Origin of the sequence: Mangrovibacterium sp., from assembly GCF_041596335.1 — a bacterium.
Lineage (GTDB): Bacteria > Bacteroidota > Bacteroidia > Bacteroidales > Prolixibacteraceae > Mangrovibacterium.
Genome location: NZ_JBFHIT010000079.1, coordinates 1 through 16,452, shown reverse-complemented (window position 1 = coordinate 16,452; position 16,452 = coordinate 1). Strand labels below are relative to the sequence as shown.

Genomic DNA, 16,452 nt, shown 5'->3' with positions numbered 1-16,452 from the left:
GTTTTGTCAATTCCAATCAACTTGGCCTCAAACTCGCGCTTGTCGTTTAAAACAACTTTAATTTGGTCGGCTTTGTCTATGACATGATTGTTGGTCACAATATATCCGTCAGTCGATATAATAACGCCTGAGCCAGAACCTTCTCGGATTCTGGGTTCCTGGCGTTGGTAACGATCGCCATAGAACCAGTCGTAAAATGGGTTGTTGTAGCTAATCGCATTTTCGGTCGAGATAACCTTTACGTGCACGACAGCGTGCACCGAATTTTCCGCCGCGAAGGTTAGATCCGGAGCGACACCTTGCGGTGCTGAAGGCAGGCTGGCGTAATGCATCGCCTGGTTTTCTTCAATCCGGACTATTTGCGGGGTGTTGAAAAATTGAGTGTAAACCCAAAGGGTAATAAATGCACTTCCTAGAGCGACAATTAGCGTTAAACTTAAATTTTTAACATTTTTCATAGCAATCAGTATTTTTATTAGCCATTATGTTATAAACGATTTGGTAAATTTAACGCATAAAAAGTGCCATGGTTTAGCTGTTTTGGGTTCGTTGGATTTGTTTAACATGTTTTAACGGAATGAATGGAAGGGTAGTAGGCCATGCTTTTCCGGATAGAGCTGGGGTTAATTATTATTGGCGTTTAAAGTGTAGACTCGTTCGTTTTTGCTTTTTTTTGACAAAAAAAACGGTTAAATGCTGACATATTTTCATTTATTAAATACATTTATGGCAGTTTATTATAGTGGTTTCGCTCAAATTTTTCATCAATGACGAAGACCGATCGTGCGCCTCAAATACCTGATTACATTCGGAAGATTATAATTTACGCGACAATTCTTGTTACTGTTAGTGCAGGTGTGCTTGTTACAGCTCAGCAATTAGCCTTATACGATCGGCTAAGTAACCAGATGCGGGAAGAGGCAATTCAAGAACAGAAAGCCTTTTTAAAGGATCTTATCGCTTTGGAGTTTGAATACATTCGAAATCAAAAAAGGCAATTTGATCAGCAGGTGGTAGGCGAGTTGGCTGAAAGCGTGAATGGAGCCTATGCTTTGGCCAGTTCGCTCTATGTTCGATATAATGGCAAAATGTCAGACGAAGAGCTGAAGCGGTTGATTGTCATGGCTGTAGGCTCCTTGCATTCCGACTCTCCTTACTCAAGGGTTTTTATAAACGATTTAGAAGGAAGGGGAGTATTCTACAAGGGAAGACCGGATTTTAAGGGCAGAAATCTAATTGATTTGATGGATGTAAATGGAAACCGGGTTGTAGAAAAAGAAATCGAATTGGTACGTTCCCAAAATGAAGGATTTATTCGATATGAAGCAGGCCAGCGTAACGGGCTTGATTCAATTCCGGTAAATAAAGCATGTTTTGTGAAGGTGTTTGAGCCTTTCAATTGGTACTTCGGCGCCAAATGTTACATCGAAGATTACTATGAAGAGTTTAAATCCCAAATCGCGACCAAAATTAGTTCCGAGCGTTTTCGCTATGGCGGTTATGTTTTTGTAAATGAGTTGGGCGGCAATCCGGTCGTTTTTGATGGTTCAGTTTATCAAGGGACGTATAATTTCCATGATGGGACAAATGAAGCACGCGGAGCTGTTTTTGCCCAGCAGGTTGCAGCCGTCCGGTCAGGCCCGGAGGGTGGATATTTTGAATATCAATGGAACAAGATCGGAGTCGCAGAAGTAGAGCAGAAGATCTCATTTGTGCGTTTGTTTGAACCATGTAATTGGATCGTTGGTGCAGGTTTTTATGTCTCGGATATTGAGTCGGATGTAGTTGCTCAAAATAGAGAATTGCAGGAAGGAATTTACCGGAATATCATTCAGGTTCTTTTGGTTTTAGTTGTTGTTGTTGGCTTCGAATTGTATCTGATAGGTCGCTTCAATCAAAATTTCCAGGCTGATTTCAATCATTTCGACCATTTTTTCAGATTGGGGAAAGGCCGCTATCAACCAATAAAGGTCAATGAGCTTCATTTTCGGGAGTTTAGGAATATGGCAGAGGTAGCAAACGATATGATTGAGGAGCGTGCACGGGTTCACCAGCAGTTGGTTGAGGAACAGCAACGGGCTCAGGAATCGGATCGGCTGAAGACTGCATTTTTGGCCAATATGTCACACGAAATTCGTACCCCAATGAATGCTATTCTTGGGTTTAGCGAATTGCTAAATGATCAGGAGGTTTTACCGGAACAACGAAAAATGTTCATTGAGTTGATTCGGCAGAACGGAGAAATGCTGCTGGCGCTGATTAGCGACATTATTGATATCGCCAAAATTGAATCGGGTTCGATGACTGTGGTTCGGAAACCCTTTCGACTGGTTGATATGTTGGTTGAACTTCAACAGTATTACGACAATGTATTACACGCAGATAACACACGATCGGTTCGGTACGAATTGGATTGTCAGATTCCTGATGATTTTCAATGTATGTCGGACGAATTTCGTCTAAAACAGGTGTTGATTAATTTGATCGGAAACGCGGTGAAGTTCACCAGGGAAGGGGTTGTTCGGCTTGAGGTGATGAGTGAAAGTAACCGGGTTTATTTCAAGGTAATTGATACGGGAATCGGAATTCCGGAGGCCGATTTAGAAACTGTTTTTGAACGCTTTATGCAGGCCGGTGGTCACGAGTCGCACAACTTTGGCGGTACTGGACTCGGCTTGGCAATTTCAAAAAATATTGTTGCGCTGCTGGGTGGAGATATTTGGGTTATGTCGAAAGAAGGGGAAGGGGCTGAATTTCAGTTTTTCATTTCTTGTTGAACGGAGTAAGTTAGCTGCCAATGGGTAGATGGATAATGAACTTGCTCCCTTTGTTCGGGAAGCTCACAATACTTAGTTTTCCATTGTTCTTTTGGAGGAAATCGTTGCAAATTTTCAACCCAATGCCACGTCCTTTTTGAATATTGGCTTCGTTTTGCCCGATAGGAATAGTACAGTCAGCCATAATTTCTTCGATTTTTTTACTGCTTATTCCAATGCCGGTATCAGCCACAGTTAAAAGAAGATGTTTGTTTGTAATTTGCGAATGAAAGCTGATTTTCCCGTTTGTCCGGGTGAATTTTACCGAGTTTGAAAGCACATTCCGGACAACAATATTTACCATTTCCAAATCAGCGTATGCATAGTGGTTGTCATCGACATGATTCTCGATTGTGAAATTTTTGTGTTTGATGGAACTGGTGAAGAGCGATAAGTTTTCTTTGACCAGGCTTCCGATACTGATTTTTTGTGGACTTACAATTAAATTGCCGGTTTGGCTTTTCGACCAGTTTAGTAGGTTTTCCAATAGGTTGAAAGAGCTGTCAACTACTTCGCGCGACTCGCTAAGGATGCTTTTTAGCTCCTTTGGGTCATCAATGTCTTGTTCGGTAATGAGGTCGAAAATTCCTTTCACACTGCCAATTGGACCGCGCAGGCCATGACCGATTAGTGAGAACATTCGGTCTTGTTGTTCGTTTAGCCGCATTAAATAATGTTTAACCTGAAGGTGTTTCTGAATGGCAATAGCAAAGGCCGTTGCTCCCAGCACAAGTAACGTTAGGGCAACGAATGCGAAAATCGTGTTCTCGTCTTGCTTTTCTTTTTGAATCGAGACCAATCTTTTTTCCGATTGATTGATTTCTTTTGAGAATTGCTTTTCCAAAACAGCAATTATGTGTTCACTATTCTGCTTTTCGATGCTGTCTTTAAGGTGCTCGTACAATCTTAAATGCTCAATAGCCTGAATATAATTTCCGGTTTGGAGCATAAGGTCGGACAGCTTTTTATGAAGCTCGGTCGAATTGTTTTGTTTCCCAAGTTTTTTGTTGATCCGCACTGCTTCGAGTAGATGGTCGATTGCTTTTGTGCTGTTTCCCAGGTTGAGATAATTTGAAGCCAAGGCTGCATTGGATAGAGCAGCTTCGTCCAGTAAGCCATTTTGTAAGGAAAGCTCCAGTGCTGTTTGGCCAATTTGACAACTGCGTGCAAACTCCTTTTTTTGTGCTTCGGCACTAGCTTGTTGGTTGATCGCCTGGATTTTTCTCCGTATTTCTTCTTGCCCATCCGAGTCGGCAGCATAAAGAGGCGAAGTGCAGTGAAGACTTAGTGCGATAGAAAACAAAATTACCTTCAGGATCATTTCTATTTTCTTATTTTAAGTTTTCATTCAATGTGTTCAGCAAATTCTCAAATTCATCTTCGTCAAATCCGATCGAACTGTAGCTGATTTTTCCATCCTTGCCAATTATAAAATTTCGAGGAATGAATTGGGTCGCATATTTGGAATAAATCTCCCGTTTTGGATCAGCCAACAGGTTGAATTGAATGGCTTTTTTATTTTTGAAATCGTTCAGTTCAGACTGGTTGTGCTCTCGGCCAAATACCAGTAAAACGAAATTCGGATTGTCTTTATATTTTTCATAAATTTCTTTGTCGAGATGGGCTAATTCCTTTAAGCATGGGCCGCACCAAGTTGCAAAAAAGGTTAGTAATACGACCTTGCCCCTAAATTCATTCAATGTATGAGTTTGACCATTTTGGTCTGAAAATGAAAAGTTGGGAGCTGGCTGATTGATGCGTACCAGCGTAGACTCATCGGGCTCCTTTTGAGCTTTCAGGTTGAACGACAGAAAGGTAAATAGTATGAAAAATAGAAGAGACCACGCTTTCATCGAATGTTGCTGTTATTTATGAAAGCAATATAAATATTATTCCGCAGGATTGCAGGGGTGCTTGTGCGATTCTGAAACGAGTTATTAACTTCCGGCTGTTGATTGCCGGAAGTTAATGAGTTGAAAATGAGTTGTTAGTAAACAAAAATATTAAATTGTTTTTAAGAACTTGTTCACATTTTCGTCAATCCTGGATTGAATTTGATCGATGTCAGATTTGTTGAACGAGTCTCCGGTTATATTTTCGTACAGCTCAATGTAGCGTTCAGAAATGGAGGTGACCAGCGCATTATCCATCTGGGGGATTGTTTGCCCTTCTTTCCCTTGGAAACCATTCTCGATTAGCCATTGGCGCACAAATTCTTTCGATAATTGTTTTTGCGCTTCACCATTCGATAGGCGTTCTTCATACCCTTTCGCATAGAAATAGCGGGAAGAGTCCGGGGTGTGAATTTCGTCAATCAGATAGATTTTACCGTCCTTTTTCCCAAATTCATATTTGGTGTCGACTAAAATCAGTCCTTTTTCAGCAGCCATTTCAGTACCGCGTTGAAATAACTTACGGGTGTAGTCTTCAAGCATTTCATATTCTACTTTGCTCACTAAACCGCTGCTAATGATTTCCTCTCGCGAGATGTCTTCGTCGTGACCTTCGTCAGCTTTTGTTGTTGGGGTAATTAATGGCTCTGCAAATTTCTGATTCTCCACCATTCCTTCGGGCATAGGCACGCCACATAGGCTGCGTTTGCCACTTTTGTATTCGCGCCAGGCGTGCCCTGTCAGGTAGCCGCGAATTACCATTTCAACTTTAAATGGCTCGCAGGCGTGTCCTACAGTAACATTGGGGTCGGGGGTTGCTATTTTCCAGTTCGGCACAATGTCGGCTGTTGCGTCGAGAAATTTCGCGGCAATCTGATTGAGAACCTGTCCCTTGTATGGAATTCCTTCAGGAAGGATAACATCAAAAGCAGATATGCGGTCGCTCACTACCATAACCATATATTCGTCATCGATGTTATAAACATCGCGAACTTTACCATGGTAGACACTTTTTTGCTTCGGAAAATTAAAATCCGTACGAGTCAATGCTTTAGTCATTTTCTTCTATTTTATGATTTGATTTTCGTTCTTCTCTTCGGGCTTGTTCCCAGTGATAATGTTTGTCGTAGGCCTCAACAATATCTCGTACCAACCGGTGACGAACAATGTCGTTTGTGTTGAATTGAACAAAGGAAATACCTTCAATGTTTCGCAAAATTTTCTTGGCTTGAAGTAAGCCCGATTGGCTGGCTGAGGGGAGGTCAATCTGAGTTTCATCTCCGGTGATGATAAACTTGGCATTCATCCCCATTCGGGTTAAAAACATTTTTAACTGGTTGAGGGTGGTGTTTTGTGCTTCGTCCAAAATTACAAAAGCATCGCTAAGTGTCCGGCCGCGCATGAAAGCCAACGGAGCAATCTGAATGATCCCGTCTTTCATAAACTCTTCAAGCTTTTTTGCAGGAATCATGTCTTGCAAGGCATCGTAGAGAGGTTGAAGGTAAGGGTCTATTTTTTCTTTCAGGTCGCCGGGTAAGAACCCGAGACGTTCTCCGGCTTCAACTGCCGGGCGACTTAGTATAATGCGACGAATTTCCCGGTTTTTCAGTGCGCGAACTGCCAACGCAATGGCGGTGTAGGTTTTTCCGGTTCCGGCAGGACCAATGGCAAAAATGAGATCGGCTTTGCGACTTTCTTCTACCAAAACACGCTGGTTGGGAGTGCGGGCCCGTATCGGTTTGCCGCTATTGCCATGCAACAATACATCTGACGGATTAACCTGAAGGGCTTCCTGTGCAAGCGGATCGTTGTTCATAACTTGCCGGATCGTATCTTCAGGTAAAATATTGAATTGATGATAGTGGTCGAGTAGTTGTTCCAGCTTCTGTTCAAAAGAAGTGCTTTCTTTTTTATCGCCCTGAACAATTAGTTGGTTGCCACGGCTAACAATTTTTAATTTAGGAAAGAAAGCCTTAATTAAATCGATTTTAGCATTATTTACCCCGTAAAATTCAAGAGGATCAACCCCTTCGAGCAAGATAATTTTTTCAAACATAGATTTGTCCCGGTACTTTTTTGTGCCAGCAAAAGTAACAAAAAATGTTTGGAGTATTCCGGATCTTAAGGCTTGTTATCTATTCTTTTTCTGCAGTAATTATTGAAATTGAACCTCTCTGTATTCGGGGTTGTCAGTTTTAAAATAGAAAATAGCCTGAGTCATGATGTTTAAGAAAATGAACCGATTGGTGGGTAGGCTGTGATCGTTTATGTGTTGAACTTGGAGCCAACCATGGACCTGTGGGATTGCGGTGTGCTTTTGTATCGTAAGCTGTTGCAACAGGTCGCTCTTATCGGTCATGATATCGCTCAACAGATGAAGATAACGTTTGGTGGTCGTCTGGTTATACTAGATAGTAGAAATGACTTTTCGGTCTGAAACGTTTCCGGTGCTAAACTTTCGACGGGAGTAGTGGTTATAGGAAGAAAATTCAGAATTAAAACAAGTTGCGCAGAATATGGAATTCAAGATTACACGATTGCCGTTTGGCTTACGACTCAATAAATATCAGCCCGATAATGAACTTTACAACATTTTGGGAGAAGAGGGAATTCGCCGGATGGTGAGCGATCATTACGATTTGCTGGCGGTCAGCAAAGTGAAGCATTTGTTTCCCGACGACGAAAAAGGACTCGCCGGGGCCAAACAACGATCAGCCGATTTTTTCATTCAGCGTCTGGGAGGCCCTGATTATTTCAACCAACGTCGGGGATCGCCTCAGTTGGCTTCTCGTCACCAACCCTTTCGCATCGATGGCGAAGCCCGTGTGGTATGGTTGCAGTGTTATGCCCGGGTTTTAAGTCAACTGGAAGGCGTTCCTGAGCCGGTTGTCGAAGCTTTCTGGAAGTATTTGCATGACTTTTCGAACTGGATGGTGAACACTCCTGATCGTCCTTCGATTTTAATGAAGCCTAAAAAGTAAACTCCATTAAATGGCGGGCATGATACTGGCGCTTCGAATCACTCGTCTGCTACTTACTGGAAACGGTGCTCACGGGCGGCGTCATTGGGGCGAATCAATCGTCGAACACGCTCGGGAGATTCATTCGGGTGTTGCGAATTCAGGTTGAAATCCGGTCGAACACAGAGGAATCTAATGAGTAGGCCTGCAAACGCTAATTTGGTGGCCACCCGATTGGTGTTAATTCCGGAAAAAGTTGGTTCTCGAATTGGGTAAGCGGGTGGAGGAAGAACAAATCAGGGGGGCGACTACCTGGCCGTCGTAAAACAGTAACTCTGCAGCAGGATCGAGTTTGCGTGAAAATTCCTCAAGGGATGATTGTTCGTCGGGTTGCAGGTATTGTGTTGAATTTTCAACAGTCGGTTGTTTTGCTGGTATCGTTGGACACTAACTGAGATCGGCTTATCGATTGGAATAGTGGGCTGATTTACCTGAAATTAAATTCCCGGCTTCCTTCTTTTGGTTTTGAATAAAAGGGAAGCCGGGAATGTACAAGTACAAATTTAAACGTTGAATAATTTCTACTAAATGTTAGGTTCCCATCCCGGTTCGTATTCGCGTGACCAAAGTTGCATGGCTTCCCGGTCATAAATACGACCAGAAGAGTTGTCGACTTCCAATGTGTTGCCTGTGCGATACGCAATATTGGCATAATGTACCAGCATTTGACTGTAGTGTCCGTCTTCGAGAGGCGAATTTAGTTGACTAGTCTTTCCTCTTATGGCGTCGAACAAGTTTTGGATGTGAGTATCGGTCATGTCGCCACCACCTCCTAGAGCTGTTCCTGCTTCACTTCCCGATGACTGGCTGTTGTGGGTTACCTTTCCGTCGCGGTTGAATTGTTTGTATCCTCCGCGGTCGATGTAAATACTTCCTTCGGTGCCGTGAATGATTGTGCCTCGACCAGATCCATAGGTTTGGTATCCATTTCGGCTTTTGCCATCCCAAATAATTTGTTTGTTCCCATCAAAGCGATATCTCGCTTCCATTGTGTCGTACATTTCCCATCCGTCGTCGACGAAATGGCGTTTTTCCGCGGCCACTTCAACGGTGTTCGGATAGTTAACACCCAGAGCCCAGCGTGCTACGTCAAGTTCATGAGTCGCATTGTTGCCGGTTTCTGCAGTTCCCCATTTCCAGCCGTACCAATGCCAGTTATAATCCCATGTGTTGTGCCGGTATGCCTCACGTGGCGCTGGTCCTTGCCACAGATCCCAGTCAAGGCCGTCTGGCACCGGAGCAGGAGCGGGGACAACAACACGCCCGCGGTTATTGGTGTAGAACGCTCTTGCCTCGTAAACTTCACCGATTCTTCCTTTATGGATTTTGTCAATGGCCTCACGGGTTTCAAAAGACGAGCGTTGCTGCGTTCCAATCTGAATGAGTTTACCATATTTTTGTTGGGCTTTCAGCAATAACTCGTTTTCGTGAGGGTTGTGTGAGAATGGTTTTTCTAAATATACGTGCTTGCCGGCCTCCATAGCCATCCAGCTCCCCGGGGCGTGCCAGTGGTCGGGTGTCGCATTGAAAACGACATCGACGTCTTTATTTGCGAGTATCTCGCGGAAGTCGTTGATTAGAAGAGCCTCTTGTGTCGCACTATTTTTTAAATCTCTTGCTACTTTTTCACGTTGCGATTTCATGACATCGCAAATGTATAGGAGGTTGGTATTGTAATCGGAGTTGCGGACTGCATTGTAATATGCACCAACCCGACGTCCGCATCCCATAAAAGCCAGGTTGATTCGTTCATTGGCACCAATGATCCGGGAGTAGCTTTTGGCTGACATCCCAAATGTTGATCCACCGAATGTAAGTCCGGCTGCACTGGTGGCTGCTATTTTTAAAAAGTTGCGTCTGTTTGAACTCATTTTTATTTGATTTAGAATTGGTGTTTAGTTTATTTTTCTAACCTTGATACTTCTGAAATGAACTTCGTTCCCGTGGTCTTGTAAAAGTAAATGACCTGATTGCCATGATCCAAAGCCATCCCATTGTGCATATTTGCTTCGGGCCACCAAGGCATAAAAGGCTTGTGTTCCGCGCTCGTATTCCAATACTTTCCGGTAATTCAGCCAATGTTCAACATGTGCCCCCTCAAAAACCGATTTCTCCAGACTATTTCCACTAAGCCATTCTTCAGTTCGCGAATCACAGACGATAATTCGCGCGTGGTTCCATTCGCCGGTTTTATTGACAATTTTTTTGCTGTTGGCCGGTATTAGATCGTATAGAGAACCCAAGGTTCGATTGCCATCGGTTCCTAGTTTTGCATCCGGGTGGTTTTTGTCGTCTAATATCTGATATTCAAGTCCAATCGCAGATTGCCCCGATCCATATTGCTCCGTAATGTAATATTTAATGCCGCTATTGGCTTCTTTGGTGATTTTAAACTCTATTTGAAACTCGAATGTTGAATATTCATCCATTGTTACAATATCTCCACCGTTGCCGGATTCGGCTCCGGTTGCTGCTTCAACAATTAGTTCCCCATCGCGAACGAACCATCCTTTTTCGGGGAAGATCTCCTTGCCTGCTCCGCGCCATCCGGCTGTTGTTTCGCCATCGAACAGTAGTTGCCATCCTTGAGCTCGTTCCTGAGGTGATAGATAATTGGGGATTAAATTAACGACAGGGATCGAAGTCCAGGGGCTTGGGATCAGATCTTCAGTTTGGATTCGAATGTTTCGCCAACGGATCTGTTTTCCTGCGTGACTCTTATCGTTGATCCCATGAACTTGCAGCGCGATGAATCCGCTCATAGTCATGTCGTCGATTAAGTCGGCGCAAGGAATTCCGTTTATCCAGGTTCGTATCGAATTCCCGATTGCTTCAATTCGATAGTGGTTCCATTTCCCGTTTCGAAAGGCTTTTCGTCCTTCTGTATTTTGGTCGAGCGAATATAGCCAGCCTCTGCGGCCTTCATCGTAAATGCCTCCGCTCCAAGCACGCTCAGATGGGTCAATTTCGCACTGGTAGCCGTGCACCCGCCCGTCTTTGAACTCCGGATTGCTTAAGCTTCGAAATTGAACGCCCGAATTGATTTCATCATCGACCCATAGTTCCAGTTCAAGAATAAAGTCTCCGTAGTCTTGTGTGGTTGTGAGAAAGGAATTAGGACTACCAGTTACGGTGGTGCCTACTATTGCGCCATCAATAACTTCATAAGTGGCTGTTCCGTTCAGTTGTTTCCAGCCGGTGAGGTCTTTCCCATTAAATAAATTGGTCCAAGGGCCGGAAATGGCCGATAGAGGAACCAACAGGCAAATAATACATGCAAAAAGAATGATTTTTTTAGTTCTCATAGGGTTACTATTTTAGTTTGAGGAGATTTTCAATTTAGTTTTTCAAAATTAGAAAGCCAGACGGGGAAAGTGCAAACTATTGCTCAAAAACATATTGTTTTTTTCGCAGGTCGAAGGAGCGCGGATTTTATTGTTATCGTATGTGAGGGAAGTTGAGCTGGAATTCAATTTTTGTTCAGCGTTCAAAACAAAAAAAAAGGATGACCAATGGCCATCCTTCCTGTATAATTGTGTTTTCAATTAGGCTTGTTGAGCAGAACCTAAAACTTCAACGTTTTTGTGCATGTAAAGTTTTTTCAGTTCGTCGCGAGCAGGACCTAGGAATTTACGAGGGTCGAACTCACCTGGTTTTTCAACAAATACTTTGCGAACAGCAGCAGTCATGGCCAAACGACCATCAGAGTCGATGTTGATTTTGCAAACAGCTGATTTTGCAGCACGACGTAGTTGTTCTTCAGGAATACCAACAGCTGCGGCCAGTGAGCCACCATTTGCGTTGATTTCGTCAACATATTTCATTGGAACAGAAGATGCACCATGTAATACGATTGGGAATCCGGGGATACGTTTTTCAATTTCTTCCAGGATCTCGAATTTCAATGGAGGTGGTACTAACACGCCATCTTCGTTTTTGGTACACTGAGCAGGAGTAAATTTGTGAGCTCCGTGAGAAGTACCGATTGAAATCGCCAATGAGTCAACACCAGTGCGTTTTACGAAATCTTCAACTTCTTCTGGTTTTGTATAGGTTGAATGCTCTGCAACAACGTCGTCTTCAACGCCAGCCAATACACCCAATTCACCTTCAACTGTTACACCATGAGCGTGCGCATATTCAACAACCTTTTTGGTCAGGGCGATGTTTTCTTCGTATGAATGATGAGAGCCATCGATCATTACGGAAGAAAAGCCATTGTCGATACAGTCTTTGCACAATTCGAATGTGTCACCGTGATCCAGGTGAAGAACAACAGGGATTTTATAACCCAATTCTTCAGCATATTCAACTGCTCCACGAGCCATATTGCGCAACAAAGTTGCGTTGGCATATTTACGTGCACCAGATGATACCTGGAGAATAACAGGCGATTTGGTTTCTACACATGCTTGGATGATTGCCTGAAGTTGTTCCAGGTTATTGAAGTTGTATGCAGGGATTGCATAACCGCCGTCAACAGCTTTTTTAAACAGCTCTTTTGTGTTAACGAGCCCTAAGTCTTTATAACTTACTGCCATTTGAATGATTTGTTAGTTGATAAAAATTACTTTTTTCTTTGATTTTTTTGTCGGATTCAAAAAAGCGGGTTGCCAGATGAAAAACACCCGTTTTCCGCCATTTTTCAAAGCCGGAGCAAGTTTAGTGAATTAATACGGATGAGAATCGAACATTTGGGGGCAGCCTTTTTGATTTTAAACTAAGCTTAACACATTTTAGTAAACATTTCTGTAACTTCGTAGTTTTGGAATTATCGTTTATTAAAATTCATTTTAACAATGGGAAAAATATCAGATCACATTAAGCCGGGAGTTGTGACCGGCTCCGATTTACAACTGCTTTTTAAATTGGCGAAAGAAGGCCAGTTTGCAATGCCTGCTGTAAACGTTGTTAGCTCAAGCTCTGTAAATGCAGTAATTGAAGCCGCTAAAGTTGTTGACTCACCGGTGATGATTCAGTTTTCAAACGGAGGTGCTCAGTTTTATGCCGGCAAAGGTTTAAAACTCGACGGACAACAAGCCCAGATTGCCGGCGCGATTGCCGGTGCGAAATACATCCATCAAATTGCAGAATTATATGGTGTTCGTGTGGTGTTGCATACCGACCATGCCGCAAAAAAATTACTGCCTTGGATTGACGGATTGTTGGACGCGGGTGAAAAATTTTATGCAGAAACCGGCAAGCCTTTGTTCTCTTCTCACATGATTGACCTGTCGGAAGAATCACTAACTGAAAATATCGAGATTTGCAAAAAATACCTCGAACGTATGAGCAAAATCGAGATGACACTTGAAATTGAATTGGGTGTTACCGGTGGTGAAGAAGATGGTGTCGATAATACTGATGTTGACAACTCTTTATTATACACGCAACCGGAAGAGGTGGCGTTTGCATACGAAGAGTTGAAAAAGGTTAGTCCGAACTTTACAATTGCAGCATCATTTGGTAACGTTCATGGTGTTTATAAGCCAGGTAATGTGAAGTTAACGCCAAAAATTTTGGATGCATCGCAAAAGTATATCACTAAGAAATATGGTTTGACTGACGATAAACCTGTGAACTTCGTATTCCACGGTGGTTCTGGTTCAACCCACGAAGAAATTCGTGAAGCTATTTCTTATGGCGTTATCAAAATGAATATTGATACCGACACTCAATGGGCGTACTGGGAAGGAATTCGTGCTTATGAAGCTGCTCATCACGATTATCTGCAAGGTCAGATCGGTAATCCGGAGGGCGACGATAAGCCGAATAAAAAATACTACGATCCACGTGCATGGATTCGTAAAGCAGAAGAAGCAACTATTGCTCGTTTGAAAGTTGCCTTTGAAGATCTGAATTGTATTGGACGCAATTAGTCTGATGCTTAAAATATTTCTTAAAGCTCTCCGAGGTTCGGAGGGCTTTTTTTGTTCAAAGTGAATATTTTTGCACTTTTGGCGCCGATTCGCGACGAATTAACCGATCGTTGTTTCAATTTAAATCCTGAATAATGGCAGAACAACAAAAACGTGGTAGAGCTGAATTTTCAAGTAAGTTTGGAATCATCGCAGCAGCAGCTGGATCTGCTGTAGGTTTGGGGAATATCTGGAAATTTCCATACATAACCGGTATATACGGGGGAGCGGCATTCCTGTTTGTCTATCTGGGGTTTATTCTGGCTATCGGTCTTCCGATTATGCTCTCAGAGTTGATCATCGGTCGCAAATCCAGACGAAATGCTTTTGGCGCGTTTAAGAAGTTGGCCCCGAAGTCGGCCTGGCGCTATGTTGGTATGCTTGGTGTTGGAGCTGCTTTCATGATTCTTGCATTTTATGGGGTCGTTGCCGGCTGGAGCGTTGAGTATGTTGTTGTTTCGGTGCTTGATGGTTTCAAATCGCAATCACCCGATCAGCTAGGTAGTATGTTTACTGAGTTTATTTCGGCTCCTTTTCGACCTGTTATTTACCAGCTGGTTTTTATGTTGCTTACCGGCCTTATTGTTATGGTTGGAATTAAGGACGGAATTGAAAAGAATGTGAAAATCATGATGCCTTTTTTGGTTGTTATCATCCTGGTGCTGGACATAAGAGCGATTACATTGCCCGGAGCAGGTGAAGGACTGAAGTTTCTTTTTCATCCCGATTTCTCGAAACTAACAGGCGAGGGGATACTTAGTGCGTTGGGACATGCCTTTTTTTCTCTGAGCCTGGGGATGGGGACACTCATTACTTATGGTTCATATATAGATAAAAAGAATAACCTTATTAGCACCGCAATTAGTGTGACAGTTGCCGATACGATGATCGCGATTTTAGCTGGGGTTGCTATTTTTCCGGCAGTTTTTGCTTTTGGAATTGAAGCAAGTAGTGGCCCGGGGCTGGTTTTTATCACTTTGCCCAATGTGTTTAAGCAAATGCCTGGTGGCTATCTTTTTTCCATCCTGTTTTTCTTATTGTTGACAGTGGCGGCTTTAACTTCGTCTATTTCGATATTGGAAGTTGTTGTGGCCTATTTTCACGAAGAACTAAAAATGAAGCGGAAGCTGGCAACCATATTCGCTACAACAATTATCTCGCTGCTCGGCATAATTTGTTCTTTGTCAATGGGGATTTTTGATCATTATACGTTCTTTGGGTTGAATTTCTTTGATATGCTTGATTGGATTTCGGCGAACCTGCTACTGCCATTGGGCGGATTGTTTATCTCCCTGTTTGTCGGCTGGAAGTTAGGTCGCAAAAAGGTTCGGGAGGAGATTGAAAAAGGAGGCTCTATTACCGAGATTTTACTGTCAGCCTTCATGTTTTTAGTTCGCGTTGTTGCACCGATTGCCATAGCGATCGTTTTCCTTAAAGGAATTGGATTGCTAAATATTTAGCGAATATCCTGGACTTCAGGTTGTCTGTAGCTCTTGTGTCGAAGAGTGTATTTTAATGCTTCGTTTTATTTTTTTTGAAAGATGGCGGAAGTTTTGTAATTTATTGGAAGATTCCATTCCATGAAACTACAGGAAATTATACGTGACTATTTTACATTCACCAAAGGCGAACGTAGCGGGCTCATATTTCTTATTCTAATTATCGTTTTTTTGATTGTCATCAATCAATGTGTCTTTTATTTTGAGAGTCCGGAGCCGGCCAATCAACAGGTTTTTGAGGAAATGCTGATGGAAGCAAAAACACGAGAACTTGATCAAATCGTTGAACGACGGTTGTTCCGTTTTAATCCAAATAGTATAGACTCAGGAGCAATGGACACGCTCGACCTTCCGCAGGACATTAGGCGCAATATTTTAAGCTACAGGCAGCATGGCGGTAAATTCAGAAAGGCATCCGATCTTAGACGTATATATGGGATGAATGATTCAATTTATGCACGGCTTGAGCCTTATATTTCTATTGACGAGTCGCAAATGGTAAGCACTCGTAACATGCGAGAGGATCAATCGCAACGGACAACAACCGCATCTGCCGTATCGTATAAGGAGGAGGTGAAGCCAGCAGTCGTCAGTCATCCGATTGAACTCAATAGAGCAGCAGCTGAAGAGCTGGAGAGATTGCGCGGAATTGGTCCGGTTTTATCCAAGCGAATCGTAAAGTATAGGAATTTACTCGGTGGGTATGTGTCCGGAAATCAGCTCGCAGAGGTGTACGGCTTAAGTCCCGATGTTGTTGAAGTAATTCTTCCCTTAGTGGTCGTTGATACGTTAGCTATCCGAAAGTTAGATCTGAATTTTATGTCCGTGGACGAATTGGCTGCTCATCCCTATTTAAATTTTAAAGATGCACAACGAATTGTTGATTTCCGAAGCAAAAACGGTTATATTAGCGATAAAACTAATCTGCTAACAGATTCGATAATCGGAGTGGAGCAATATATGAAGGTAGTAAGGTATTTAAAATGAGGTGTATGGGTAGTGTGAGGTGTTGCCTTTTAGTATTGGGAAAAGAATGGCTCCAGCGGGAATGAATTTTTTTCTTCGGCAACAAAGGGTGGTGGTCACTGCCCCCTAAAGATAAGTTTAGTGAGCAGCTTTTTTCGCAATTCCAGTTTGTCAAGCTTTTTATTTTTGTAATTTTTTCCAGATAAATTTGATAAGTATTTAAGATTTTCTACATTTGCGGCTCGAAAAATTAAACACATTAAATTTAAAAATATGATCGTTATTCCTGTTAAAGAAGGCGAAAATATCGAAAGAGCCCTGAAAAGATTCAAGAGAAAGTT

Annotated in this window: 14 protein-coding genes; 6 read left to right on the top strand and 8 right to left on the bottom strand. The window is 42.7% G+C overall.

Annotation, left to right across the window (positions count from 1 at the left end):
* Window positions 1–458: trypsin-like peptidase domain-containing protein (locus ABZD21_RS18500; protein WP_372776613.1), on the bottom strand; the 458-nt coding region annotated here is incomplete at its 3' end.
* A 309-nt stretch (window positions 459–767) separates the two neighbouring features.
* Here ABZD21_RS18500 and ABZD21_RS18495 point away from each other — a divergent pair.
* Window positions 768–2,777 (top strand): cache domain-containing protein, encoded by a 2,010-nt coding sequence (locus ABZD21_RS18495; protein WP_372776612.1) that lies wholly within the window; start codon window positions 768–770, stop codon window positions 2,775–2,777.
* 10 nt (window positions 2,778–2,787) lie between these two features.
* Here ABZD21_RS18495 and ABZD21_RS18490 read toward each other — a convergent pair whose 3' ends face one another.
* From ABZD21_RS18490 to ABZD21_RS18475, 4 genes are all read right to left on the bottom strand, one after another.
* Entirely contained in the window at window positions 2,788–4,137 is a 1,350-nt protein-coding gene (locus tag ABZD21_RS18490; RefSeq protein ID WP_372776611.1) for an ATP-binding protein, read from the bottom strand.
* A gap of 10 nt (window positions 4,138–4,147) precedes the next feature.
* Entirely contained in the window at window positions 4,148–4,669 is a 522-nt protein-coding gene (locus ABZD21_RS18485) for a peroxiredoxin family protein (protein WP_372776610.1), read from the bottom strand.
* Window positions 4,670–4,819: 150 nt separating this feature from the next.
* Window positions 4,820–5,767 (bottom strand): phosphoribosylaminoimidazolesuccinocarboxamide synthase, encoded by a 948-nt coding sequence (locus ABZD21_RS18480; RefSeq protein WP_372776609.1) that lies wholly within the window; start codon window positions 5,765–5,767, stop codon window positions 4,820–4,822.
* On the bottom strand, window positions 5,760–6,764 hold the full coding sequence (locus ABZD21_RS18475; RefSeq protein WP_372776608.1) for a PhoH family protein: 1,005 nt from the start codon (window positions 6,762–6,764) through the stop codon (window positions 5,760–5,762). Before ABZD21_RS18475 ends, ABZD21_RS18480 begins: the two co-directional genes overlap by 8 nt.
* Window positions 6,765–7,224: 460 nt before the next feature.
* Here ABZD21_RS18475 and ABZD21_RS18470 point away from each other — a divergent pair, with 460 nt between their 5' ends.
* Complete coding sequence (locus tag ABZD21_RS18470; RefSeq protein WP_372776607.1) at window positions 7,225–7,689, top strand: hypothetical protein; 465 nt, start codon at window positions 7,225–7,227, stop codon at window positions 7,687–7,689.
* Window positions 7,690–8,252: 563 nt separating this feature from the next.
* Here ABZD21_RS18470 and ABZD21_RS18465 read toward each other — a convergent pair.
* The 3 genes from ABZD21_RS18465 to ABZD21_RS18455 all read right to left on the bottom strand — a co-directional run bounded on the left by ABZD21_RS18465 (window position 8,253) and on the right by ABZD21_RS18455 (window position 12,269).
* Window positions 8,253–9,599: a Gfo/Idh/MocA family protein gene (locus ABZD21_RS18465; protein ID WP_372776606.1), complete on the bottom strand. Its 1,347-nt coding sequence runs from the start codon at window positions 9,597–9,599 to the stop codon at window positions 8,253–8,255.
* A gap of 24 nt (window positions 9,600–9,623) precedes the next feature.
* Window positions 9,624–11,033 carry a DUF1080 domain-containing protein gene (locus ABZD21_RS18460; protein ID WP_372776605.1) on the bottom strand — a complete coding sequence of 470 codons (1,410 nt, stop codon included), beginning with the start codon at window positions 11,031–11,033 and terminating at the stop codon, window positions 9,624–9,626.
* Window positions 11,034–11,273: 240 nt separating this feature from the next.
* Window positions 11,274–12,269: a class II fructose-bisphosphate aldolase gene (locus tag ABZD21_RS18455; RefSeq protein WP_372776604.1), complete on the bottom strand. Its 996-nt coding sequence runs from the start codon at window positions 12,267–12,269 to the stop codon at window positions 11,274–11,276.
* A gap of 258 nt (window positions 12,270–12,527) precedes the next feature.
* Here ABZD21_RS18455 and fbaA point away from each other — a divergent pair, with 258 nt between their 5' ends.
* The 4 genes from fbaA to rpsU form a co-directional block, all read left to right on the top strand.
* Window positions 12,528–13,607, top strand: a complete 1,080-nt coding sequence (fbaA, locus tag ABZD21_RS18450; RefSeq protein ID WP_372776603.1) for a class II fructose-bisphosphate aldolase — start codon at window positions 12,528–12,530, stop codon at window positions 13,605–13,607.
* A 134-nt stretch (window positions 13,608–13,741) separates the two neighbouring features.
* Window positions 13,742–15,106 (top strand): sodium-dependent transporter, encoded by a 1,365-nt coding sequence (locus ABZD21_RS18445; RefSeq protein WP_372776602.1) that lies wholly within the window; start codon window positions 13,742–13,744, stop codon window positions 15,104–15,106.
* 120 nt (window positions 15,107–15,226) lie between these two features.
* The gene (locus ABZD21_RS18440) at window positions 15,227–16,132 is read left to right on the top strand and encodes a helix-hairpin-helix domain-containing protein (RefSeq protein WP_372776601.1); all 906 of its coding nucleotides are present in this window, start codon (window positions 15,227–15,229) and stop codon (window positions 16,130–16,132) included.
* A 252-nt stretch (window positions 16,133–16,384) separates the two neighbouring features.
* The coding region (gene rpsU, locus ABZD21_RS18435; RefSeq protein WP_372776614.1) for a 30S ribosomal protein S21 at window positions 16,385–16,452 on the top strand (68 nt) is incomplete at its 3' end.